Here is a 22998-nt window from a genome sequence, read left to right as displayed (position 1 = left end):
CAGCATACGGGGATCACGGCGACGGGACCGCCCAGACGTGCCCTCCGCCCGGGCCCGCCGTTCATCGAAACACCGCCGCCACCCCACCGAACAACAGGACACCGACCAGCAGCGACGGGACCGCGACGCTGGAGATGGCCAACCCCGTGCCGAATCGACGGACCGGCCCGCGGAACGCCGTCAGCAATCCCCCACCGACGAGTGGACCGAGGTACGGCCACGCTGCGTCGCCGCCGGCAACGCCGAGAGGGACCGACACCCCGCACCCCAGTCCGCACAGCGCCCCGACGAAGCTCTCCGGGCCGAACCAGTCGATGCGATTGGTCCACCACGACTCACGGCTCACCACGACAACAACCACACGACACAGAGAACTACCGCGGCCCCACCGACTCCGAGCGCAATGCCGCGGTCACGTTCGGCGCGTGAGCGCGCCAGCACGGCAGCGACGGCACCCATGAGTGCGGCGACGACAGCGAGGATCCACCCTTCCGTCGGGTTCGCCCGATGGTCGATCGTGCCGATCGCGGCGACAATCCCGACGAACAACGACGCTCCGCCGGCTGCGGCAAACGGCAGGGACCACGTGGCGGCCTCCCAGAAGCCGATCCGATCGAGCCGTTGTGAAAGCCCAGGCGGGAGGACCGGCCGAATCATCGGACGACCACCACACGAAGCGCATCCTCCGTACCACCGAGCCGCGTGGGCTGGTGCGGATCCGCATCGGGACGTGTCCCCGCCTCGTAAGGCGGCAACTGAGCGTACGCAGACCTGAAACGCTCGAACGCTTCCGTTCCGACCCCGATCGAATGATGGAACGGAAGGTTGATGAGCGGACCGTATTCGCTGCCACTGTCGGCAGGGTCGATCGTGACAGTTTCCGTACCGCCCATGGGCGTATCCCGATAGACCTCGAGCGCCGGGTAATCCGTGATCACACCGTCGACAGCAATTCCTTCCGGCCGCGGCGATACCACGATGTCACCGTTGACCGTATGCGTTGGCGTCGACACATCCGGAGCGAGAGGGTTTCTCGCGTGGTACTGGATCCGAACGGCACCGTCGGTCGCCTGCTGGACGTCTACGGTCGGCACACCGACCCGCACGTCACCGTCGACCGACACCGAAGGATTCTGACGGGCGATCACCATGCCGTTCTCGTAGTCGACGTAGATCGCGACTCGTGTGTCCTCGACGTCGAATCGGGGATCCTCGGACCGATGGTCACCCAGATCCTGCGGCAGGTTCACCACCGTTTCGGACGGGATGTAGAGCCCGATCCGCACTACGCCCTGACCCGGCACGGGTTCGATCCGACCCGCGACGACCTCCGGCCCGACTCCCGCGTACTTCTCGGCGAAGCTGTTCGCCACAAGGATGTACGCCGTCGCCCAGTCCACCGGGTCGAGCGGGAACCGACCTGTGAGTCGTTCGAATGCATCGGCGGCATCCGCACGCCGCTCGTCGCCGGAGTCTGCCCCCGGGGCAGGCGCGGGTCCGGCGAACACCACGTCCGCCGGAAACCGAACCTCGTCCGATTGCATCGCGGAGAGCGACTCGAGCGCTCTCCGCATCGCCGTTGCCACCCGCGCGTCTTCGTCGCCCAGTACGGTCAACGCGCGGACAATTTCCGTCTCGTGTCGGCTCGCGACTTCATTCGAGGCTCCGGCCACATCGACCGCCGAGACACGCCCATCGTTCGCAACCCGAAACCCCTCACATTCCGCCAACGCGATGGCATGCACTACGTACGATCGCGCGGCCTCGATGCTCGAGGCTCCGCGGTGAGCAACATCGACACAACGTTCGAGAGCTCCTGCCGCGCGATTCGCCGCATCCACGAATCGCTGCATCCTGGTGCGTTCGTGATCGCCGGCTGCTCCTCGCCAAAACCGGTGCGAGTCGTCGAAGTCGCGCTCCACGTCGCGCTTACGCCGGTCGATTTCGTCACCAAGTTCCTCCCATGCAGCTGCGATCACGACCAGCGAAGCGGTGTCCCAGCGTTGGGCCTGCTCTCTCGTCGCCGGACTCACACTCTGCCCCGCAGGTCGCGCAATGCGTCGGCCGACGCACGATCCACCTCCGAATACGAATCCGCAGCAGCATCAGCCCTCATCGCCACGTCGCGCAGACGAGCGGCCAATCGGGACATCGATGCGACCACGGCTGTCCACACCTCTTCACATGCAATCGCGGTACCCGATCCGGAAAGCAGATCCCCGACTTCCGACCTGTCGGTGCATTTCTCCAGTGCGGCAACGGCGTCCGCAGTCCTTGCTGCAAGCAACCGGAGTTCTTCCGGCACGACGAAAACGCTCTCCCCCATGCAGTTGCCCCCTGTGTCCCCAACCTGCCCGATGCACCTTACACAGAAGGACCGCCCCTACTTACGACTGTCGGATGACCCGATGCCGAAAACCTGACGACTTCCGCGGCAACGCTCACCGAGTCGGCAGACTCCCGGTCGTCCCGCCCATCAGTCGCCAGTGCCTCGCGTTCGAGCGGTGGCGTTCCCATGCCGTCGGCGCGCTACAGTACCCGGGCCGATGGACATCATGGGGGGATTTCATGGCCGGGGAACTTCGTCTGGATCCGCAGACGATCGACGAGATCGTCGCGATCTGCGACACCATGCTCGGAACGCTGAAAGACGCGGCTGAGAAGGCTGGCAATCTGTCCGATGCGCCCAGCTTCGGTGGCTTCGCGTCGGCCGAGGCTCTCCGCGCCGGATTCGTGCGCAAGGCCCAGGGCACACCCGAATCGCTCTACGAACGGCTCGAACAGTTCTATGTGGTGCTCAAGGACATGCGGGACCTGTTCGCCGCCGGTGGCGAGGGTTTCCTTGCCGCCGAGTACGACTGGGTGCAGCGTCTGCACGGCGCAAGTTTGGACGAGCAGTGACCGGCCGCCGCACCGCCGGTGGCCTGCTCGCTGTCGGGGTGCTCGCCGGCTGCGCGGTGCCTTCACACTCCGCCATCACTACGAGCGAGCCGCCGACCCCCGTGACCACCACGACACGCGTGCCGCGCCTGGTCGACGAATCCGATCGACCGCTCGTCGCCTTCGACCCCTGCCTCGACATTCCCGACGACGTGCTCACCGCCGCCGGCTACGACCCGAGAACCGAGGACAATGCGGACTTCGCCGCCACGCATTTCACGATGCTCGGCTGCTCCTACGACGGCATCGTGCACATCCCCGGAATCCTGGCCAACTATGGTCTGTCCGTACTGTCCGCCAACTTCGACTTCGAGGAGGAGCGGCAGAAGGCCACCGGCAACGGTGATGACATGGTGCTCACGGAACTCGCCGGCCGGAGAGCACTGTTGAAGACCAATACGTCCCTGCCGTACCGATGCGGCATGAGCGTCGAAACGTCATATGGGGTGCTCATATTCGGCCGAATCCACTTCCGCGACAGCAGCGCTCCCCTGCCGGAATCACAGTGGTGCGTCGGCCTGGAGGACACCGTCGGTCGGATCGTCGCGGTTCTCGACGACTTCGAATCGACGTCGCGCTGAACGGCATTCGCATCCGCATGATTCAGGCAGAGAGCACCACCTTTGTGTCGGTGCCCCGCGCTACGGTCGATCACACTGGAGGAACCACAGAGGAGGCGGCCGGTGAACGACAGCACGGACGTCCCGGAGATCAACACCTGGGACGGAATGATCGACTGGCTCGTCGACTCGTTCACCGACAAGCCGACGGGTCTCGTCATCGACCTGGGACCGAGCGGCTACGTCGTTCCGCGCGACTACGACGAGGACGACGACGAAAGCCCGGTGGTGTGCGCGCAGGTACACGTGCTGGCAGACGGTGTGCTGATGGTCCGCCGCTCCCGGACCGTCCTCGGCCGGCTGCGGCTGGACACTCACGCTGTGGAGGGGCTCGAGCTCGACCGGTGGTTCTTCGACGGTCACTTCGACGACTGCACCGAGGGCTACCTCTTCACCCGCGACGTAGTCTTGGCCGCCGACGCGTGCGTTTCGTGGTTCCGCGACAGCCCGGACGCACCCCCGCTCGACGAACTGGGATGCGAGTACGAGTTCCCCGACACGCTTCCGATCGGCACGTGGCCCCCAGCGTGATCCCTGCGGCTCGTTCCGGTCACCTGTGCCGCTGTCCGAGCAGACGCTCGAGGCCCGTCTGACCGACGATCGAGATCCTCTGCCCGAGCCGCAGGCGTTCCCGCACCGCGTACAGCTTGCGTCCCTCGGACTCGTTCAGCCCATTGCGGACGTCCCCTCGCACGAGCAGCGTGGTCGAGTCGCCGACGGCATCCTGCACGTGTCCGCCGGCGCGCCGGACGAGCTCCGCGGCCTCGTTCCGGGTCCATCGCTGGAGCTTGCCGGTGAAGACCACCCGATGGCCCTCCAATGACGCGGGGCCCCGTCCCGACCGCATGTTGACTTTCGCCAGCGTCGTCAATGCCTCACCTGCGTCGAGTGCGTCGACATACTTCTTCGCCTTGGCGGCCGTCGCGTGCCAGATCCAGCACTTCAGATCGTCCGGCGCCGTCAGAGTTCGCAGTTGCTTCACGTCACGTGCCGTCCAGATCTCGCCACTCAGCAGGGTGCACGCGAGGAGTCCCAGTTGGAACACGTCGTCGCCGGGACCCCAGTTGTGGTGGACCCACACCGCGTCCGGAACGAAGTCGGGCGTGAAAGCGGTCACCTTCGCCTTGCGGGGATCGAGTGTCATCCGGGAAATACCGAAGTCGCCGAGGACGAGCCGTCCACCCCGGAGGAAGACGTTCTGGGGTGTGATGTCGCGGTGCGTGATGCCGACGTTGTGCATCGTCGCAAGCAATTTCAGTAGGGCACCGACCTCCGTGCGCACGCGCGACGGACTCCACCCGCGACCGTTCGCCTCGACGAGGTCGGCGACGGTTCCATCCGGCATGTATTCGAACACGAGCAGGTGCAGGCGCCGTCGCCCGCCACGACCGGCGGCAACGACGAACGAGTCGTGTAGCGCGACGGCCCGGTCGTTGCCGTGGAGCAATCGACCGAAGAACGCCTCCCCGTGCCAATCGTCGATGTTGTGACACACTTTGACGCACACTCTCCGGACCCGACGACCCGAGTTCCGCGCGAGGCGGTAGGCCAGGTAGGTCTCACCAAATCCGCCCTCGCCGATCCGCTCGCAGAGCTCGTAGCGAATCCCGTCATCGTTGACCACGGATCCGCCGACCTCGAGTCGTCCCACCCCGCCTCCCGCCCGTCGGTCCCGACAGCGACGATATCGAAGGAAGGCGCCCCATCGTCTTGTCCCCGCGTCCGAGGAGCTTCGCCGAGATGTGGATGAGCAACCGGATCGAGCGCGCACCAGGCTCGTCAGCGCGTGGAGGTCTGCCTCGAGTCACTCGACAACCACCCGGCGTGTCCTGTCCAGACCGGCGCTGCCTCCCCGGAGGTTCGAAACGGCGATGCCCAGCAACCACGCCCCCGAGGCCGCTGCGCTCCGCCCAGTGAGACACGCAAGAGTGCTCGGAGCGGTGAGCGAAAGACCGAGTAGTGAGCCCTACGTCATGCTGCTCGTTCGAACCAGTCGATCGCGAGCTCGGCGACCTCGGTTGGAGCGTCGTCGGTGATGAAGTGCGCTGCGTCGTCGACGTAGGCGAACTCGATGCGATCGGCGTACCGCCCCGGATTGCGGCAGATGCGCCCCAGCTGTTCGTTCCACGGGCGGTTTTGGCGGCCGAACACGACGAGGGTCGGCACCGTGAGCCTCCGACGTCGGTAGACCCCCCGTGCCATGCGCACGGCTTCGGGCAGCACCATGCCACGCAGGAGCGGACGCACCGCGCCGTCGATGTCGGGGCGGTGCATCGGGGCGAGGTGCGCTTCGACGGTTTCCTCCGACATCGGGCGGGCAACGTACGCCTGGGAGAAGGTTCCGCGCAGTGAGGCGCCCGGGCGGTGCCAGACCAACGAGGGCAGGTGCCGGAAGCCTGGCAGGACCTTCGGGCTGAACGTCAGGAAGGCCGGGGGCACGGCGAGTTGCACTGCCGTGCGAACCCGCTCGGGGTGGTCGTAGGTCAGCTGCACTGCGGTCAGGACGCCCATGTCGTGGGCGACGAGGTGGGTGCGCTCGATGTGGAGGACGTCGAAGAGGGCGAGCAGGTCGCGGAGCCTGGTTTCGCGCTCGACACGCGGATCGTCCGCCACGGTCCAGCCGGCCCCGCGCAAGTCGGGGCAGATGACCCGGTAGCCGCAGGCCGCGATGACCGGAGCTATGGCGTGCCATTGCCACCAGTGCTCGGGAAATCCGTGCAACAGCACGACCGGCTCACCTTCGCCGATGGCGGCGACGTGAGTATGCAGTCCGGGCGTCTCCACGACGAGATGGTCGAAGCCGGACGCCTCGGGCAGCGGCGGCGACCAGGCCGAGGCGGGCGTGGGCACGGCGACCCCCTTCGCACGGTGGAGATACCACGTTCATAGTGGACCTCTCGGAAAGGGTGTGTCCATGCCGGCGGCTACCCGGGAGCGCGGACTCGAGGCAAGGGCGAAGGGACAGGAGGGCGTCCCTGTGGGCGGACAGCTGATCTCCCTGCTGCGGACAGCTGATCTCCCTCTCCGCGGTCAGGTGATCTCCTCGAGCTGGTTCCCCACCCGTCGGGCGCTCCTCGGCGGAATCGACGACTGGATCGCCGAACGCGAGCGCGCCGACCTCGAGCCAGCCTCACGCGGTGACGGTGGAACGGTTCCGGCCGCCCCTGGCCCTGTTCGCGGTCGACGCCCCCGAGCGTGACATGAGAATCGTGAAGCGGATGTTCAGGATGCGGCACGCGCGGTGACTGCCGAATTTGGTGGTCGGCCGCACTCAGCGCTCGCGTTGTTCCTGGGACGATCAATTCCATTCACAAGCTACGCCGTCGTCGTCCCGATCGAGTTCAGGTCTATAGCCCGCCTGACCGCGCAAGAGCGGTGCAACGCCGGTATCGCGGGCAGCGTCGCAATTCTTGTAATAGGCGAACGATTCAGGCGCCGGCGGTGGTGGGGTGTACTCGGGCGTGTTCACCGGTGGGGCGGGCACGTACGTCGTGGTCTCCGACGGCATGTACTCGGGGGGCGGCGGCCTGAACACGGTGGTCGTCGGTACAGAGCTCGATGACACGATCTCCGACGGTGTGCGAATTGCCTCTGGCGAAGTCTGCTGTGTCGTGGCCGCCGAGGAGAGTTCACGAGTAGTCGTCGTGGATGACACTTGCGGCGGTTCTACCGGGCGGTCGGAGTTCGAGCTGTTCACGCCGGCCAACACGCTTCCTCCGACAACAATGAACATCACCACACCGACCGCCACGAGCCCCCTGTTTGCACGTTGATTCGCTGGGGTCTTCCGCGTCCTCCGCTCTGGCACCGCCTCTGCCAACTTCGACAAGCGGGCAAAAGTCGCGGCACCGACAGACTTGGCGACCGCAAGTAGCAGTCTCCTAGCTTGCTCCGCTTCATGCCTCTCCCAGACCTTCATCGTCTGGTCTCGGGGATCGGTAGGCCGCTCATGACGAGACTCGGCCTTCTTCTGCGAAGGCCACGACGGAGGCGCCACCGTATCGGGCGCGCAGAGTCCTACCTTGTTGCGCTCAGTGACGCGACCGGCACGATCGATCTCGAACAATTGGATCCGATGCGTTCTTGCATAGTCGACAGCCGTTGGTCCGTAGCCGTTGATCGCAAAGTACGCTCGCGCCTCGGCCGTACCTATATCGCGATCCATGTAGAAGCTCGTCAGTTCGGATCGGCTGACGGGGGCGGCACGAACAGTTACCTTCGCAACCAACCCCGGTGCCCGAATATTCATGCGGCTCGATCCACCGCCGGCAGTCGGGACGAACCCGAGAGACCTCAGGTAGCGCTCAGCGATGGCTTTCGCCTCTGATGGCGTCATGCTCTCGGCCATAATGCCCTCGCCGGTCCTACTTCAAGATCATCGATGCGAAAGCGCATTCACGCTGATTCACTCATTGAGGTAATCGTTCGGTACGAATAGGCCATTACGCACCGGCAGACGTACAGCAGACGGTCGTGGGCCGTCTCCCCCTGGACGGGCTTCGCCAACCTCGCGCTTTCACGGTGGTTCGTGAGTGCAGGATGTCGCAGACAAAGAATGACGCCCTGAACTGCGAGGTTATGGCTTGCCCAGGGTCATGTCGGAGCAGTTCGAGGAGCACCTTTCAGATGAGCAAGCCTTCTCCTCCTGTCCCGTCTGTCGACAACCCTCGCCGATCTGCTCGCAGAGTTCGTAGCGGATCCCGTCATCGTTGACCACGGATTCGCGGATCTCGAGTTGTCCCCCACCGTCTCCCGCCTGCCGGTCCCGACAGCGACGATATCGAAGGAAGGCGCCTGATCGCCTGTTCCCGGGTCGGAGGTTCTTCGCAAAGACGTGGATGAGCAACCGGAATCGGACGCGCGCCAGGCTCGTCAGTGCGTGCGGGTCCGCCTCGAGTCCCTCGACTGTCAGGACACGGTCGTCGGTCGACGGCGTATAGGGTGCCGACCATGAGCCCCGCGAGCCTGGACCCGCTCGACGTCGCAGGCCGCGTCGTGCAGTTGCTCGAAACAGGTCGACGGGAATCCACCTACAAGCTTGCGACAGTCATGGCCTTGGTGGACATCTGCGTCGAGAACACGCCCGCGCCCGACGGCAGCCTCGCGGTTCCGATCGACGAGATCACCCACCGGATCGTCGCCTACTACTGGCAGCAGGTGCGGCCGTTTCAGCAGCATGGTCCACTCGCTCAGGTGAAGAGGGGCCGCTCGATGCCGGATCGAATTGCCGAGGCGCGGAACGACTTGATCCGTGAGGGATTGCGCACCGCAGAGGCAGCTCGCGCCGCTTCGCATCCCTCCTATCAGGCCTTGGTGCGCTCGCTGCGGAAAACCGTCGCGCAATACCCGCTCACACACCTGCAGACGGTTCTACATACCCGCATACGCGACGACTTCCTGTTCGATGCTTCCGCGTTCCGCAAGAAGATGACGGTCGCCGACGTCAACCGGGTCGCAATGATCGTCCTACGTCCGGGCGTCCCCGAGGGTCTGCGACGCACCTCGACGTTGCTGCGGGCATTCGTGCGCTCACTGTGGGCGCAGGACGTAATAGCCTTGAACCGTACCGAGCTCGACGCAGAGGACCTCGACGGCTTTCTGTTCGGTGCCGACCGCGTCGCCTTGCGAGCTCTCGTCGATCCACTCCGCGATCTACAGGGTGATAGGTGCTTCTACTGCGCGACCCGCATGCGCGACGATGTGCAGATCGATCACGTCGTGCCGTGGTCCCTCGTCCCGATCGACGGCGTCGCGAATCTCGTCGCAGCCGACACTCGCTGCAATCTTGACAAGTCCGCTAGCGTGCCGGTCCGGATGCATATTCGGCGGGCACTGGACCGTGCCCATCTCGATGATGTCGCTGCCGGCACGAAGATGCCGGTGCTTTTTCGGCGAACAGCCTCGGCGGCTGAGGGCATGTACGGATCGTTGCCCGTCGGGTCCCTGCTGTGGCGGCAGGTGCAGGACTACGAGCTTCACACGGGTTGAGGACGACACGAGACGGACCGTGGTTGCGGTCCCCACCGTTATCCGTTTGGTCCAATAGCGGAATGACAGACGCGCCCCTGCCCGAGGAGTTGTCCACTGCGATTGCCGCGATTCGCCGCATGGCACCGGAAGGCGTGCAGGAACACTGGGTCGATGTGGGAGGCGTCAGGTACCCACCCAAGCAGGTATGGGGAATTTTGAGTGGTCGCCCGCGCTCCGGCTACAACACCCATCACGCCCTGTCACAGCTTGGCAAGATCGGTTTCGAGACGAGCGTGTACCGGCCGCACGGAGCCCAGCAGAACGAGCTCGATTCCGCCGAGACCTCGGTCGACACCAGCACGGCGGCATCCGGAACCGATTCGGAAGCGAATGACGGGAATGACGGGGGCACCGGCATGACCACACCCGGAACTTGGCGAATCAGCGACGGCTCGCGGGTGGCATTCGCCGACGCTCGGGCGGCGTGGGCGGTGGCCGCCCAGGGCATTCTCGAGCGCACTGCGCGGCGATACAACGGATTCATCACCTACGTGGATCTGGCCGAACAAGTCCAAGAAGAAGCCGGCATTCGCACCCGAATACAGATGCGCAATTGGATCGGAAAGGTCCTCGGAGTAGTAGTCGACGAATGCGCACGTCGCGGCGAGCCCCCGCTCACGGCACTCTGCGTCAAGCAGGACCACACCGTCGGCGACGGTTACCGCTACGTCCTCGAGACCGCCAGTAAGCCCATTCCCGATGACCTCGATCATCACGCCGCCTGGGCCCGGCTCGAGTGCTACCGCGCCTATGCCGACAACCTGCCCGCGGACGGTGGAGAACCCACGCTCACGCCCAAGGTGGCGGCCACGCGGTCCGCAGCGGCTCGCCGGGAAGCGTCGACAGGACACACCCAAACCGATTTCTGCCCGGTACACCGCACGGCTCTTCCGGCTACCGGTCGATGCGACTACTGCGATTAAGCAACCGACAACGGGGACGACATCGTGCCCACCCAACTGGCGGTACGATGCGCGCTGCCCGAGACCAACTCGCCCCTGCCGTACCGATGTGGAATGAGCGTCGAACGGCTAACGGAGTCTTGATATTCGGCCGCGTCCACTTTCGCGACCGGAACGTTCCCCTGCCGGAATCCCAGTAGTGCACCGGCATCGAAGACACCGTCGCGCGCATCGTCGCCGCACTCGACGAGTTCGAGTCACGCAACCGCTGAAAGGCCCTCACAGCCGCTCGGCCGTCAGTCATCCGCTCCTGCAATTGCACGAGCGGATGACTGCGAGGTGCGCGGATAATGTTCTGCGCCTCAGCCTCCCGCCGCCGGCAGCAGATGTCCCATCCGCCGTCGTTTGGCTTCGAGGTAACGCACGTTCGCCGGGGCCCTGCCGACGTGCAGCGGCACCCGCCCCGACACGACGATGCCGTTGTCCTCGAGCCCGGAGATCTTGGCCGGGTTGTTGGTGAGCAGCCGCACCGACCGCACACCGAGGTCGTGCAGGATCGCGGCGGCACCGCCGTATTCGCGGCCGTCGGCGGGTTCGTCCAGTTCCAGATTGGCCTGCACGGTGTCCAGGCCGCCGTCCTGCAGCCGGTAGGCGGCCAGCTTCTTCAGCAGTCCGATGCCACGGCCCTCGTGCCCGCGCAGATACACCAGCACCCCGCCCTCGTGGGCGAGACGCTCGAGGGCGGCGTCGAGCTGCGGGCCGCATTCGCAGCGCTGGGAGGCGAACGACTCCCCGGTCAGGCACTCCGAATGCACCCGCACCAGCGCCCCGTCGACCGGGTCGCCGGCGAGCAGCGCCAGGTGCTCGGCACCGGTGTGCCGGTCCAGGTAGCCGACGGCACGGAAGGTGCCGAACCGGGTCGGCATCACGGTCTCGTCGGCGCGGATCACCCGCCCGGCCGGCACCACGGTTGCGGGCAGCGGGTGCGCGGCGCGGTAGTTGATCAGCTCCGCGACGGTGAGGACGGGCAGGTCGTGCCGGGCGCCGAGGTCCTCGATGCCGGGCATGCGCATCATGGACCCGTCGTCGGCGACGAGTTCGGCGATCACCCCGACCTGGGGCAGCCCGGCGAGCGCGCACAGGTCGACGGCGGCCTCGGTGTGGCCGGGACGTTCGAGCACCCCGCCGGGCCGGGCGCGCAGCGGCAGGATGTGCCCGGGCCGGATCAGGTCGCGGGCGGTGGCGGTGGGGTCGGCGAGCACCCGCAGCGTGGTGGCGCGGTCGGCGGCACTGATGCCGGTGCTCACCCCGCGCGCGGCGTCGACAGTCACCGTGTACGCGGTCTGCTTCGGGTCCTGGTTGTCGGTCACCATCGCCGGCAGGTCCAGGGCGTCGGCGCGGGCGCCGGTCATCGGCGCGCACAGCAGGCCCGAGGTGTGCCGCACGGTCCACGCGATCCACTCCGGACTCGCGTGGTGGGCGGCGAGGATCACGTCGCCCTCGTTCTCGCGGTCGGCGTCGTCGGCGACGAGGACGGGCCGCCCCGCGCGCAGTGCGGCCAGCGCCGCCTCGATCCGGTTCACGACGCCACCAGCCGGCGGAAGGCGCTGCGGTGGAACACGATCGGCTCGGTGCCGGAGTCGTCGCAGTGCAGTTCGTGGACCCGCAGCACGACGATGGCGTGGTCGCCCGCGGGCACTTGCTGTTCGATCGACACGTCCAGCCGGACGCTACAGCCGGCGACGAACAGCGCTCCCCCGTCCCGGGTTTCGGTGTCGATGCCGGCGAACCGGTCGCCGTCCTTGGCCGCGAGCACCCGGGCGGCACCGTCGGAGTTCAGGACGCTGATGCCCAGTCGCGGTCGTGCCGCGAGCTTCGGCCAGGTGGTGGAGGTGTTCTGCACGCAGAATGCCACCAGCGGCGGATCCAACGACACCGGCACGAACGTGCTCGCGGCCATGCCGAGGCGTTCGGTGCCGGTGTCGGCGCAGATCGCGACGACCCCGGACGGGACGTGGGCGAAGGCGCGACGCAGCGCGGCGCCGTCGAGGGTCAGGGTGGTCATCGGGCCTCCGTCCGGAGAGTGGACCGCAGGACCGGAGCCCAGCGCTGGGCGTAGTCCGCGATCCGCGTGTCGGTGGTGTAGGTGGAGTCGAGCAGGTACAGACCCGGCGCCGGGGTGGTGGCACCGAGTTCGACGAGGACCGGCTTGAGCAGCAGGTCCGGGGCCAGGGCGTGGGCCGGGCCGGCGCCGAGCATGAGCGGCACGGCGGTGACGTCGCGCAGGCCGTCGCCGGTGGCGAACTGGTCGAGGAACAGCTTGAGGATGCCGGTGTAGGTGGCCTTGAACGTGGGGCTGGCGACGACCACGAGGTCCGAGGCGGCGACGGTGTCCACCGCCGCCTTGACGGCGTCGTCGCCCCAGCCGAGCAGGCCGGGTCCGAGGGTGATCACGTCGACGACGTGGTCGGGTGCGGCGCCGGTGAGTTCGGTGGCCAGGAGGGTGGCGGCGTCGAGGGTGCGGGAGCCGGGCTTGGGGTTGCCGGCGACGACCGTGGTCTTCATGGCGGGTGTCCTTCGGTCGGGCGCTCAGCGCGCGGATCGGGTGGCGGTGCGGCGACGGACCGCACCGGAGAGGGCGACGGCGACGACGAGTGCGCCGCCGTAGAACAGTTGCTGGACGAAGCTGGCGACGCCGAGCATCTGCAGCCCGACGACCCCGGCGACGAGGAAGTACACCGCGACGAGGGTGCCGAAGGCGTTGAAGCGGCCGGGCACGATCGCGGTGGCGCCCAGGAATGCGGCGGCGAACGCCGGCAGCATGAACGACTGGCCGGACGACGGGTCGGCGCCGCCGAGCATGCCGGCGTAGACGATGCCGGCCAGGGCCGCGACGAGCGCGGAGGTGACGAGCGCGCCGCCGCGGATGCGGTCGACGTGCAGGCCGCTGAGCCGCGCGACCTGCGGGCCGCGCCCGACGAACAGCAGCCGGCGCCCGATCGGCGTGTACTGGAAGATCACCGCGGTGAGCAGGACGAGGGCGAGGGCGTAGTAGAACTGCAGCGACACCCCGAACAGGCGGGTGCCGATGGTGGCGTCGACGAGCGCGGCGTCGATGCCGGTGACCGAGGTGGAGTCGGAGATCCACTGCACCACGCCGAGGACGACGGTGCCGCTGCCGAGCGTCGCGATGAACGAGTCGATGTGCAGCCGGACGACGAGCACGGCGTTCACGACGCCGACGAACAGCGCGACGAGCACGGCGACGGCGATGGCCGGCAGCAGCGACCAGCCCTGCTGGACGTTGAGCACCGCGATGGTCATCGCGGCGAGCGACATGGTGGACACGGCCGAGAGGTCGAACTCGCCGGCGGTGAGCGGCACGATCAGTCCGAGGGCGAGGATGAGCAGTACGGCCTGGGAACCGAGGATGTTCTGCAGGTTGTTCGCGGTCGGGTAGATCTCGGGGCGCAGCGCGCTGAAGACGAGCACGACGGCGACGAGGGCCAGCACGAGCGCGTACTTTTCGACCAGCGGGCCGAGCGCGACGCGCGGCCGGGCGGAGCCCGCCACGGGTGCCGGGGTTTTCGCAGTGGTGGTCTTGTCGAGGGTGACGGACATCAGGCTTTCACTTCCTGTCGGGTCAGTCCGAGGACGCTGTCCGAGATGTGGTGCTTGGAAAGGTGGTCGCCGGTGAGTTCGGCGACGATGTGGCCGCGGGAGAAGACGAGGACGCGGTCGCACAGCACCGACAGCTGCTCGTAGTCGGAGCTGGCGACGACGATGCCCGCTCCCCCGCGCGCCGTCTCACGGAGCATCTCGAAGATGCGGGCGCGAGCACCGATGTCCACGCCCTGGGTGGGTTCGGCGAGCAGCACCAGCGCCGGGTTGGTCTGGAGCCACTTGCCGAGCAGGGCCTTCTGCTGGTTGCCGCCGGAGAGGGAACCGTAGACGGCCTGGGGGTCGCGGGGCCGCACGTCGCAGCGTTCGGCGAGGGACGCGGCGACGGCCCTGAGCGCGCCCGGTTTGACCAGGCCCGCGCCGAGGATCGGCAGGGTGACGTTCTCGGCGACGGTCAGCTCCGTTGCGCTGCCCTCCACCTTGCGGTCCGGCGGCACGTACACCACGTTGCGGTCGAGCGCGTCGATCGGGGTGATCGTCTGTAGCGCAACGGTGTCGGGGCCGATCGTCAACCTTCCCCCGCGGGCCGGTCGGGCCCCGTACAGGGCGGGCAGCACATCGTCGTAGCCGGAGCCGGCGATGCCGGTGAGGCCGACGATCTCGCCGGGCCGCACGTCGAAGCCGATCCCGTCGACGGTCGCGGTCTCGAGTTCCTCGATCCGGGCGAGCGGCGCCGCGTCGTCGAAGTCGCGGACGGGACCGGCGACGCGGGGGTCGGCGGAGTCGAGGCTGCGGCCGACGATGAGATCGATGAGCGAGACGGCGGTGAGGTCGCGCGTGCGGTGGGTGCCCTGGGAGACGCCGTCGCGCAGGACGGTGACGCGGTCGGTGTGGTCGAGCACCTCGTCGAGGTCGTGGGAGACGAACAGCACCGCGGCCTTCCTGTCGGCGACGATCTCGCGGACGACGGAGAACAGCAGGTCGGTGCCCTCGCGGGGGAGGAAGACGGTCGGCTCGTCGAGGACGAGGAGGGTGCGGCGGTCGCCGAGTTCCTCCACGGCCCGCAGGATCGCGACGAGCGCGCGGTCGGTCTCGCCGAGGCTCGACACCGGCGCATCGGGGTCGACGTCGAGGCCGAAACGGTCGAACAGCGCTCGCGCGGTCGACTTCTCGCGCCGCCACGAGATCCACGGCCTCGAGCCGGCGACGACGGGCCCGACGCGCAGGTTCTCCACCACCGACAGGTCGGGCACGAGCGCGAGGTCCTGGTGGACGAAGCTGATGCCGAGTTCGCGGAACCCGCCGGCCGGGACGGGCAGGGGCACGTCGCGGCCGCGGACCTGCAGGGCGGCACCGGGGTCGGGGGCGTGGAAACCGGCGAGGACCTTGATGAGGGTGGACTTGCCGGAGCCGTTCTCGCCGAGCAGGCCGTGCACCTCGCCGGCGTGGATCGTCAGGCCGACGTCCTTCAGGACGGTGTGGCTGCCGAAGGTCTTGGACAGGCCGACGATGTTGACGATGGGGTCAGGGCTGCTCACTGGACCCCCACAGGGCCTCGTAGCCGGTGACGTAGGCGGTGCCGTAGCCCTTGTCGGGCTGCGGCGGGGTGCCGGTCTCGTCGATGTTGTCGGCGGTGATGAGCTTGAGCGGGGTCTGCTGGGCACCGTCCGGGACGGGGTCGTAGCCCAGGAGCAGGCGGCCGGCCTGGTCCATGGTGGCCCAGGCGAGCCACGGGATGGATTCGCCGACGTTCATGGTGACGATGCCGTCGTCCTGCTGGATCTTCAGCACGGCGGGGGTGCCGTTGACGGAGGAGATCTCGACCTGGCCGGTCTTGCCGGCGGCCTTGATGCCGGACTGGGCATAGAGCGACATCGAATCGTAGATGGGCAGGACGAAGTTGATGGTGGGGTCGGCGGAGAGGGCTGACTGCACCTCGGACTGGATCTTGGTGGCCCACTCGGCGACGGGCACGTTGACGATCTTGTATTCGCACCGGGGGCAGTACTGCGCGATCTCGTCCTCCATCGCCGCGACCTCGGCCTTGGCGGGCGGGACCTCGTTGGAGGTGATGATCAGGGCGTTGCCCTCGCCGTCGGTCTGATCGATCATCCAGTCGACGGTGAGGCGGTTGGCCTCGGCGAGCGGGGCGTCGGTGGTGGCGTCGACGAGGCCCTCGAGGCCGGCGGGCAGCGACTCGCCGCGCAGGATGGTGTGGGTGAGCAGCACGGGAATATTTGCCGTCTCGGCCTTTTCGAGGGCCGGCTTGATGAGGGAGGCGTCGATGCCCTGGGAGAGGATGATCAAGTCGACCCTCTGGTTGACGGCCTGCTCGACGCCGGTGGCCCACTGGGCGGGCTGGCCCTGATTGGTGTATTCGATCCAGGTGGCGCCGTAGCGTTCGGCGACCTTCTTCGATTCCTCGTCGACGGCGACGTTGTAGGGGTTCTCGCTGTTGGTGGGGATCGCGAAGATCGTCTTGCCGGCGATGTTCCGCATCGGGAAGGGCTCGGCCTCGAGGGTGAACTCCGGGTCGGCCGCGTACTTCGCGAGCTGGGCGCGGGCGTATTCGATGCCGGCCGCGACGTCGACGTCGGAGACGTCGCCGCCGCCGGAGCCGGAACTGCTGCATGCGGCGAGACCGAGGGCGGCCGTGAGGGTGAGCGCGGCGATCGCGGCCCGGCCGGGAAGGGTGGTGCGCATGAATTCTCCTGGAGGGGGAAGAGGAGGTTCGACGAGAGGCGGGATTCGACGAGAGGCGGGATTCGACGAGAGGCGGGGGCGCGTCGTTGCGGGGCCGGCCGATGCGGTCGATGACTTCGAATGTATCGGGTGCCGTGTTGCGACCGGCAACACCGTTGGTTCGTTCGTGTTAACTGCCGTGCGGCTTCGCCGCCCGTGCGCGTTTCTGGTAGCCAGAGCTACCGGAATCACGCACGGGCGAGGTAGGACTGGGCGCGGGTCAGCGGCCAGACCTCGGCCATCTTCTGCTGCATGTCGAACAGGTTCGAGTGGTGGATGGCCGGATCCCGGTCGCCCACGGCGTCTTCCACGACGATGGGAATGTAGCCGTGCTGCATCGCGTCGAGGGTCGTCGCGCGCACGCAGCCGCTCGTGGACAGGCCGGCGATGAGGACAGTGTCCACCCCGAGCGACGTCAGGTACGAATTCAGCGACGTCCCGAAGAACGCGCTCGCGTACTTCTTCGTCACGAGCAGCTCGGCACACGTCGGCTCGAGGCCGTCGATGAGCTCCCCGTACGGGCTGCCCTCGCAGAACGCGACGAGCGTGCCCGACTTCTTGAAGAACACCCCGGCGTCGGCGCCGTCGGCGCGCAGCCGCACCTCGGTGATCACGACGGGGATGCCGGCGGCGCGGGCGTCGGCGAGCAGCGTGCGCATCGCCGCGACGTTCTCCTCCACCCCGGCGTAGAGCGGGCAGTCCGGGTCGATGTAGGCGCGGGCCGGGTCGACGACGATCAGGGCCGGGCGAGTGCCGGGCTGAAGTTCCTGCCCGAAGCCGGCGCGGGCGTAGTCGGCCGCCTGGGTGGTGCGGTCGGCGAGGGTCATGCGATGTCCTTCAGGGTCGTGACGGGCTCGAGGGGACGCACGGCGGCGGGCGCGGCGTTCCGTCGCGGGAAGGCCAGGCACACGGCGACGCCCGCGGCGGCGACGACGGTGAGCGCGAGACCCACCGCGCGGACGTTGTCGACGAACCGCGCCAGCTCGGCGCTGCCGAGCGTGCCGAGGGTGCCGCCGTACGCGGCCTGCCGCGCGGTGGCGCTGAGCCCGACGGTCGCGACGGCCAGCGCCAGCGCGGTGCTGAGCAGGTAGCCGACGTTCTGCAGCGTCGAGCGCAGCCCGTTGGCGATCCCGCGACGTTCCGCAGGCGCGGTGAGCATCAGCGCGCTGGTGCTCGGGGTCATGAACAGGCCGGTGCCGCAGCCGAGGACGAACAGGAACGGCGCCGTCGCCCCGAGCGATCCGCCGTCCGGCGAGAGCATCAGGGTGACGCCGAGCAGCCCGACGGCGTTGAGCGCCATGCCCGTGGCGGTCAGCGTGCGCGGGGTGAAGCGCAGCATCAGCGAGCCCGCGGCGGCGGCCGCGACGACGGTGCCCACCGCGACGGGCATCACCAGCAACCCGGCCGCGACGGCCGAGATCCCGCCCACCGCCTGCCCGTACAGCGACACGAGCAGCGTCACCGCGTAGGTGGCGACGGCGTTGACGAGCACCGCCACGAGGACGAGCGCGATGCCGCGGTTGCGGAACAGCGTCAGGTCCACCAGCGGGTGGGCGCGACGGATCTGCACCGCCGCGAATACCGCGCCGAGCACCAGGCTCGCGGCGCCGCACGCCCACGGCAACCACGGCGACGACGTCACCCCCGGTGTCAGCGCCAGCACGACGGCGGTCAGCAGCGCGGTCGACAGCACCGCTCCCGCCAGGTCGAACGGCTCACGCTCGATGCGACGGCGGGTGCCACGCGGGATCACCAGCAGCGACGACGTGATCGCGAGCACCCCCACCGGCAGCACGACGACGAACAGCCCGCGCCAGCCGAACGCGGCCGTTGCTGCACCGCCGATCACCGGCCCGACGACCTGCGCGACGGCCGCGACGGTCGCGTTCCAGCCGAGGGCACGGCCCAGGCTGTGCGGCGGGAAGGTGTCGGTGAGCAGCGCCGTGTTGTTGGTGACGACGGCCGCCGCCCCGACGCCCTGCAGCACCCGCGCCGCGATCAGCCACCCGGCGGACGGCGCGAGCATGCACAGCCCGGTCGCGACCGTGAACACCGCCAGCCCCGCCAGATACAACGGGCGACGGCCGACGATGTCGGCGAGCCGGCCGAAGACGAGGATCAGCGCGGTGGTGACGAGCATGTAGCCCAACAGGATCCACGTCGACTGCGCCGCCGAGGCACCCAGCTCGCGGGTGACGGTGGGCAGCGCGACGGTGAGGCCGCTGATGCTGAGGAACACCGCGACCACGCCGATACTGGTGGCCGCGAACACCCGCCACGGATGCGGATGATGCTGTGCGGCAACGCTATCCATCGGCGCGACGCTCGTGGACGTCGGTGACGGTCTGCAGCGCCTGCGTCAGGCGCAGGCACGTGTCGTCGACCCACGGCCGGCCCACGATCTGCACGCCGACGGGCAGGCCGTCGACGAAACCGGCGGGCGCCATCACCGCGGGCAGGCCGAGGTAGTCGAACAGGCCGGTGTTGCGGCCGACTATCGACTGCATGGGGTGGCGCACGCCGTCGATCTCGACGGTGACGTCCGACAGCCGCGCGGCCGTCGCCCCGATGCCCGGGGTGACGAACGCGTCGATCCCGGCGGCGTCGAACGCCTGCACCGTCGCGCGCTGGGCGCCGGCGCGGCGGCGCAGCGAACGCAGGTAGTCCACCGCCGACGGCACCAGCCCACGCGCGATACGCACCTGGGTGCCGATGTCGTACCGCGCGAACCGCTCCAGCGCGCCCTCCTGGTTGGCGGCGAGCTCGCAGGTGAGCACGATGGTGACGTCGTCGTGCAGGCGGTGGGCGTCGGGGATGTCGACGGGCACCACCTCGGCGCCCAGGCCCCGCAGCGCGGCGATCGCCGCCTCCCACGCGGCCAGCACGCCCGCGTCGCACAGTTCGGTGAACCACGTGGTGGGGACGCCGAGCCGCACCCCGGCCAGCGACGGCGCGCCGGACGTGCCGGGGTCCGCGAGGCCGGCCTGCACCTGCCGCGCCACCGCGTCCGGGGCCGCGGCGGGGTCGAGGTCGTCGGGCCCGGCGAGGACGTCGAGGACGACGCGCAGGTCGGCGGCGGAGCGCGCCATCGGCCCGATGTGGTCGAGGGTCCACGACAGCGACGCGACGCCCGTGCGCGGGACGAGCCCGTAGGTGGGCTTGATGCCGGTGAGGTTGCACAGGGCGCTGGGCACACGGATCGAGCCGCCGGTGTCGGTGCCGAGGGCGAGGGGAACGAGGCGCGCGGCGAGGGCGCCGGCCGAGCCGGTCGACGAGCCGCCGGTCCAGCGGCTGCGGTCCCACGGGTTGGTGACGGCGCCGTAGCGGGCGTTGCGCGGGGCGCCGCAGGCGAATTCGGTGGTCGCGGTGATCAGGACGGGGATGGCGCCGGCGGCGCGCAGCCGGGCGACGGCCGTGGCGTCGGTGACGGCGACGCGGTCGCCGGTGGTGTGCGAGCCCGCGGTGACGGGCGCGCCGGCGACGTCGATGATGTCCTTGACGCCGAAGAAGACGCCCTCGAGCGGGCGGGCGGTACCGTCGCACCAGCGACGGGTGGCGTCGGCGGCGGCCTCGTCGGCGCCGTCGACGACGGCGAGGATCGCCCCGCCCACGAGCGCCGGGGCGGCCCAGCGGGCGCGCAGCGCGGCGAGCACCGCGGTGGGCGTGGTGGTGCCGGCGGCGTAGGCGGCGAGCAGGTCGAGCACGCCGAGGTCGTGCAGCGCCGCGCCGGTGCGCGCGCGATGCGCCGAGGCAGGGAGGGGCGGGGCCGGGACGGGGCTCGCGGCGAGCAGGGCGACGGAGTGGGCGGGCTCGGCGGCCGGCGCGTCGGGTGCGGGCGGCAGCGGCGCGAGCCGGGAGGTCTCGAGCAGGGGTGCCATGTCCGCGCGGGCCTGCGGCAGCAGGTCGTCGACGGTGGTGGCCGCGGCGGCGGTGAGGTCGGGATAGTCGGTGGTGGTCACCCGCTCACCTCCAGCGGCAGGGCACTGGGCCGGGGCAGCGGCGCGGGCCGGAGGGTGCCGGCGGTGAGGTCGGCGAGCAGGCGCAGCACGTCGGGGCGACGGTCGCGGGCGAGCGGGAAGGCCGCGCGCACGGCCGGGACGGCGTCGAGGTCGAGGGTGAAGCGCAGCGTCTCCCCCGCCCGGTGCGCGGGTGCCTGCGCGACGATCTCGCCGTTCGGGGCGATGACGCACGAGAGGCCGAAGTAGTCGACGGTCACGCCGTTGAGGGTTTCCGGCCCGGCCCGGTTGGCGGCAACGATCCACATCTGCGATTCGAGGGCGCGGGTCTGCAGCTCGGCGAGGAACAGGTCTTCGCGGGTGCCGAGGGACGAGACGATCGCGAGCATCACCTCGGCGCCGAGCGCGCGGGCGACGGCCCAGTATTCGGGGAAGGTGCGGTCGTAGCAGATGACGCAGCCGAAGCGGGTGCCGAACAGGTCGGCGGTCGCCGGGGCCTGGCCGGGTGCGAAGTGGTACTTCTCGTCGATGTCGACGCCGCCGACCTTGCTTGCGGGCAGCGAGAGCTTGCGATAGGCGGGCACTGCGCCGCCGTCGGGGGTGCGCCAGGTGACGACCTCGCCGGCCGGGTCGACGAGCACGACGGAGTTGTGGGTGACGTCGTGCTCGCTGCGCTCGTACATGCCGAAGGCGACGGCGCAGCCGAGTTCGCGGGCGAGGTCGCCGAACAGCATGGTGGCCTCGCCGGGGACGGTCTGCGCCCAGGGGGTGCGGTCCACGTCGTGGCTGGTGCAGAAGTAGGGGGTGGTGATCAGTTCGGGCAGCACCACCAGGTCGGGGACGGCGCCGGTCGCGTCGGGTGCGGCGGCGGTGCGGACGAGGGCGGCGAGCCGGGCCAGGTTGCCGAGGAGGTCCTCGGTGAGTTCGCCGGCCTGGACGATCGCGACGTCGAGGGTGCGCGGATGCAAGAGGGAACCTCCGGTGTGGGGTGGCGGGTGGGGGCGCGGATCGGTGCACGCGCCCCCACCCGCCGCTCGGGGTCAGGCGGCTTCGGCCTGAACGGTGGTGCGGCTCTTCATCAGCGGCTGGATGCGGGTACCGAAGTTCTCGATGCCCTCGACGAAGTCGTCGAAGGTGAGCATGATGCCCTTGATGCCCTCGATCTCGGCGACCTCGTCGAGCAGCTTCGCGACGGTCTCGTACGAGCCGACGAGGGTGCCCATGTTGAAGTTCACCGCGCCCTCGGGCAGGGAGATGGTCTTGGCGGTCGAGGCGTCGTCGGCGGTGGCGTCGGCAGCGGACTGGTCGGCCATGTAGCCGAGGGCGGCGAGGTCGGCGTTGTCGTGGTAGTCCTGCCACTTCGCCTGGGCCGCTTCGTCGGTCTCGTCGGCGATGATCATGAACAGCGTCAGGGCGCCGACGTCGCGGCCCGTCTTGTTCGCCGCCTCGACGAGGGTGGCGGTGGCGTCGGAGATCGCGGTGGGCGTGTTGATGCCGGTGCCCATGATGAAGTTGAAGTCGGCCATCTCGGAGGCGAACTTCATGCCGCTCTTGGACTGTCCGGCCGCGACGATCGGCACGGCGCCGCCGGTGGGGCTCGGCGAGAGGACGCACTCGTCCATCGTGTAGTGCTCGCCCTTGAAGTTGCTGACGCCGTCGGCCCACAACTGCCGCATGACGGTCACGTATTCGGTGGCCTGCTGGTAGCGGTAGCCGAAGTACTCCTCGCCCGGCCACAGGCCCATCTGCGTGTATTCGTTGGGCGCCCAACCGGTCACGATGTTGACGCCGAAGCGGCCGGGGGCGATCGAGTCGATGGTCGACGCCATGCGGGCGACCATGGCCGGCGGGAGGGTGAGGATCGGGGTGGAGGCGAACAGCTTGATCTTCTCGGTGACGGCCGCGAGGCCGGCCATGAGAGTGAACGACTCGAGGTTGTGATCCCAGAACTCGGTCTCGCCGCCGAAGCCCTTGAGCTTGATCATCGACAGGGCGAAGTCGAGGCCGTGCTTCTCGGCCTTCTGCACGATCGTCTTGTTGAGCTCGAACGACGGCATGTACTGCGGCGCGCTCTTGGAGATGAGCCAGCCGTTGTTGCCGATGGGGATGAAGACGCCGATTTCCATGTCGCTCCTGAAGCTGCGGGGATTCGAAGAAGCGGTGGGGCAACGTTGCCCTGCTCGCTAT

The 22998-nt window shown here is 68.7% G+C and carries 23 protein-coding genes; 5 read left to right on the top strand and 18 right to left on the bottom strand.

Annotation, left to right across the window (positions count from 1 at the left end):
• Window positions 1-61: 61 nt before the first annotated feature.
• The 4 genes from KZJ41_RS10945 to KZJ41_RS28600 form a co-directional block, all read right to left on the bottom strand.
• Window positions 62-349, bottom strand: coding sequence for a hypothetical protein (locus tag KZJ41_RS10945; RefSeq protein WP_251550770.1), 288 nt, complete (start codon window positions 347-349; stop codon window positions 62-64).
• Window positions 343-549, bottom strand: a complete 207-nt coding sequence (locus KZJ41_RS10940) for a hypothetical protein (protein WP_251550767.1) — start codon at window positions 547-549, stop codon at window positions 343-345. The genes KZJ41_RS10945 and KZJ41_RS10940 overlap by 7 nt, the downstream gene beginning before the upstream one ends.
• Window positions 550-653: 104 nt before the next feature.
• Window positions 654-2033, bottom strand: coding sequence for a WXG100 family type VII secretion target (locus KZJ41_RS10935; protein WP_251550765.1), 1380 nt, complete (start codon window positions 2031-2033; stop codon window positions 654-656).
• Window positions 2030-2326: a type VII secretion target gene (locus KZJ41_RS28600; RefSeq protein ID WP_102799857.1), complete on the bottom strand. Its 297-nt coding sequence runs from the start codon at window positions 2324-2326 to the stop codon at window positions 2030-2032. The genes KZJ41_RS10935 and KZJ41_RS28600 overlap by 4 nt, the downstream gene beginning before the upstream one ends.
• Window positions 2327-2568: 242 nt before the next feature.
• Here KZJ41_RS28600 and KZJ41_RS10930 point away from each other — a divergent pair, with 242 nt between their 5' ends.
• The 3 genes from KZJ41_RS10930 (at window position 2569) to KZJ41_RS10920 (ending at window position 4091) form a co-directional block, all read left to right on the top strand.
• The gene (locus KZJ41_RS10930; RefSeq protein WP_102799858.1) at window positions 2569-2901 is read left to right on the top strand and encodes a hypothetical protein; all 333 of its coding nucleotides are present in this window, start codon (window positions 2569-2571) and stop codon (window positions 2899-2901) included.
• A complete protein-coding gene (locus KZJ41_RS10925) occupies window positions 2898-3521 on the top strand; it encodes a DUF3558 domain-containing protein (protein WP_102799859.1) in 624 nt (207 codons plus the stop codon). The genes KZJ41_RS10930 and KZJ41_RS10925 overlap by 4 nt, the downstream gene beginning before the upstream one ends.
• Window positions 3522-3623: 102 nt before the next feature.
• Window positions 3624-4091 (top strand): hypothetical protein, encoded by a 468-nt coding sequence (locus tag KZJ41_RS10920; protein ID WP_040275812.1) that lies wholly within the window; start codon window positions 3624-3626, stop codon window positions 4089-4091.
• A gap of 19 nt (window positions 4092-4110) precedes the next feature.
• Here KZJ41_RS10920 and KZJ41_RS10915 read toward each other — a convergent pair whose 3' ends face one another.
• The 3 genes from KZJ41_RS10915 to KZJ41_RS10905 all read right to left on the bottom strand — a co-directional run bounded on the left by KZJ41_RS10915 (window position 4111) and on the right by KZJ41_RS10905 (window position 7896).
• Window positions 4111-5211 (bottom strand): protein kinase, encoded by a 1101-nt coding sequence (locus KZJ41_RS10915; protein ID WP_102799860.1) that lies wholly within the window; start codon window positions 5209-5211, stop codon window positions 4111-4113.
• Between the two features lie 320 nt (window positions 5212-5531).
• Window positions 5532-6410, bottom strand: a complete 879-nt coding sequence (locus tag KZJ41_RS10910; protein WP_102799861.1) for an alpha/beta fold hydrolase — start codon at window positions 6408-6410, stop codon at window positions 5532-5534.
• A 448-nt stretch (window positions 6411-6858) separates the two neighbouring features.
• Window positions 6859-7896 (bottom strand): excalibur calcium-binding domain-containing protein, encoded by a 1038-nt coding sequence (locus KZJ41_RS10905; protein WP_251550763.1) that lies wholly within the window; start codon window positions 7894-7896, stop codon window positions 6859-6861.
• A 614-nt stretch (window positions 7897-8510) separates the two neighbouring features.
• On the opposite strand from KZJ41_RS10905, the gene KZJ41_RS10900 reads away from it, so the two are divergent.
• Window positions 8511-9548, top strand: coding sequence for an HNH endonuclease (locus tag KZJ41_RS10900; protein WP_102799874.1), 1038 nt, complete (start codon window positions 8511-8513; stop codon window positions 9546-9548).
• 62 nt (window positions 9549-9610) lie between these two features.
• A complete protein-coding gene (locus tag KZJ41_RS10895) occupies window positions 9611-10513 on the top strand; it encodes a hypothetical protein (RefSeq protein WP_146034302.1) in 903 nt (300 codons plus the stop codon).
• 341 nt (window positions 10514-10854) lie between these two features.
• Here the strand turns inward: KZJ41_RS10895 and ribB are convergent, their stop codons facing one another.
• The 11 genes from ribB to rutA all read right to left on the bottom strand — a co-directional run bounded on the left by ribB (window position 10855) and on the right by rutA (window position 22937).
• Complete coding sequence (ribB, locus tag KZJ41_RS10890; RefSeq protein WP_251550761.1) at window positions 10855-12075, bottom strand: 3,4-dihydroxy-2-butanone-4-phosphate synthase; 1221 nt, start codon at window positions 12073-12075, stop codon at window positions 10855-10857.
• Window positions 12072-12557 (bottom strand): flavin reductase family protein, encoded by a 486-nt coding sequence (locus KZJ41_RS10885; RefSeq protein WP_102799863.1) that lies wholly within the window; start codon window positions 12555-12557, stop codon window positions 12072-12074. Before KZJ41_RS10885 ends, ribB begins: the two co-directional genes overlap by 4 nt.
• Window positions 12554-13057 carry an NADPH-dependent FMN reductase gene (locus KZJ41_RS10880; protein ID WP_048772970.1) on the bottom strand — a complete coding sequence of 168 codons (504 nt, stop codon included), beginning with the start codon at window positions 13055-13057 and terminating at the stop codon, window positions 12554-12556. The genes KZJ41_RS10885 and KZJ41_RS10880 overlap by 4 nt, the downstream gene beginning before the upstream one ends.
• Window positions 13058-13081: 24 nt before the next feature.
• Window positions 13082-14113, bottom strand: a complete 1032-nt coding sequence (locus KZJ41_RS10875; RefSeq protein ID WP_251550759.1) for an ABC transporter permease — start codon at window positions 14111-14113, stop codon at window positions 13082-13084.
• On the bottom strand, window positions 14113-15651 hold the full coding sequence (locus KZJ41_RS10870; protein WP_251550757.1) for a sugar ABC transporter ATP-binding protein: 1539 nt from the start codon (window positions 15649-15651) through the stop codon (window positions 14113-14115). Before KZJ41_RS10870 ends, KZJ41_RS10875 begins: the two co-directional genes overlap by 1 nt.
• Window positions 15638-16816, bottom strand: a complete 1179-nt coding sequence (locus KZJ41_RS10865) for a sugar ABC transporter substrate-binding protein (protein WP_102799866.1) — start codon at window positions 16814-16816, stop codon at window positions 15638-15640. The genes KZJ41_RS10870 and KZJ41_RS10865 overlap by 14 nt, the downstream gene beginning before the upstream one ends.
• 227 nt (window positions 16817-17043) lie before the next feature.
• Window positions 17044-17682, bottom strand: coding sequence for an isochorismatase family protein (locus tag KZJ41_RS10860; protein WP_064066746.1), 639 nt, complete (start codon window positions 17680-17682; stop codon window positions 17044-17046).
• Window positions 17679-19169, bottom strand: coding sequence for an MFS transporter (locus tag KZJ41_RS10855; RefSeq protein ID WP_102799867.1), 1491 nt, complete (start codon window positions 19167-19169; stop codon window positions 17679-17681). The genes KZJ41_RS10860 and KZJ41_RS10855 overlap by 4 nt, the downstream gene beginning before the upstream one ends.
• Window positions 19162-20814 (bottom strand): amidase, encoded by a 1653-nt coding sequence (locus KZJ41_RS10850; RefSeq protein WP_251550755.1) that lies wholly within the window; start codon window positions 20812-20814, stop codon window positions 19162-19164. Before KZJ41_RS10850 ends, KZJ41_RS10855 begins: the two co-directional genes overlap by 8 nt.
• On the bottom strand, window positions 20811-21779 hold the full coding sequence (locus KZJ41_RS10845) for a carbon-nitrogen hydrolase family protein (RefSeq protein ID WP_102799699.1): 969 nt from the start codon (window positions 21777-21779) through the stop codon (window positions 20811-20813). Before KZJ41_RS10845 ends, KZJ41_RS10850 begins: the two co-directional genes overlap by 4 nt.
• Before the next feature lie 72 nt (window positions 21780-21851).
• Window positions 21852-22937, bottom strand: coding sequence for a pyrimidine utilization protein A (rutA, locus tag KZJ41_RS10840; protein WP_251550753.1), 1086 nt, complete (start codon window positions 22935-22937; stop codon window positions 21852-21854).
• Window positions 22938-22998: the final 61 nt, after the last annotated feature.

This window comes from Rhodococcus sp. 11-3 (genome assembly GCF_023704055.1).
GTDB lineage: Bacteria > Actinomycetota > Actinomycetes > Mycobacteriales > Mycobacteriaceae > Rhodococcus > Rhodococcus aetherivorans.
The sequence above is the reverse complement of the archived record's forward strand: the minus strand, read 5'-3'. Positions and strand labels throughout refer to the sequence as shown.

Excerpts from the sequence above, each read along its gene's own strand:
- KZJ41_RS10900 (WP_102799874.1), top strand. The coding sequence starts at position 8,511 with ATGAGCCCCGCGAGCCTGGACCCGCTCGACGTCGCAGGCCGCGTCGTG.
- rutA (WP_251550753.1), bottom strand. The coding sequence starts at position 22,937 with ATGGAAATCGGCGTCTTCATCCCCATCGGCAACAACGGCTGGCTCATC.
- KZJ41_RS10855 (WP_102799867.1), bottom strand. The coding sequence starts at position 19,169 with ATGGATAGCGTTGCCGCACAGCATCATCCGCATCCGTGGCGGGTGTTC.
- KZJ41_RS10865 (WP_102799866.1), bottom strand. The coding sequence starts at position 16,816 with ATGCGCACCACCCTTCCCGGCCGGGCCGCGATCGCCGCGCTCACCCTC.
- KZJ41_RS10885 (WP_102799863.1), bottom strand. The coding sequence starts at position 12,557 with ATGACCACCCTGACCCTCGACGGCGCCGCGCTGCGTCGCGCCTTCGCC.
- KZJ41_RS10860 (WP_064066746.1), bottom strand. The coding sequence starts at position 17,682 with ATGACCCTCGCCGACCGCACCACCCAGGCGGCCGACTACGCCCGCGCC.
- KZJ41_RS10930 (WP_102799858.1), top strand. The coding sequence starts at position 2,569 with ATGGCCGGGGAACTTCGTCTGGATCCGCAGACGATCGACGAGATCGTC.
- KZJ41_RS10895 (WP_146034302.1), top strand. The coding sequence starts at position 9,611 with ATGACAGACGCGCCCCTGCCCGAGGAGTTGTCCACTGCGATTGCCGCG.
- KZJ41_RS28600 (WP_102799857.1), bottom strand. The coding sequence starts at position 2,326 with ATGGGGGAGAGCGTTTTCGTCGTGCCGGAAGAACTCCGGTTGCTTGCA.
- KZJ41_RS10875 (WP_251550759.1), bottom strand. The coding sequence starts at position 14,113 with ATGTCCGTCACCCTCGACAAGACCACCACTGCGAAAACCCCGGCACCC.
- KZJ41_RS10880 (WP_048772970.1), bottom strand. The coding sequence starts at position 13,057 with ATGAAGACCACGGTCGTCGCCGGCAACCCCAAGCCCGGCTCCCGCACC.
- KZJ41_RS10905 (WP_251550763.1), bottom strand. The coding sequence starts at position 7,896 with ATGACGCCATCAGAGGCGAAAGCCATCGCTGAGCGCTACCTGAGGTCT.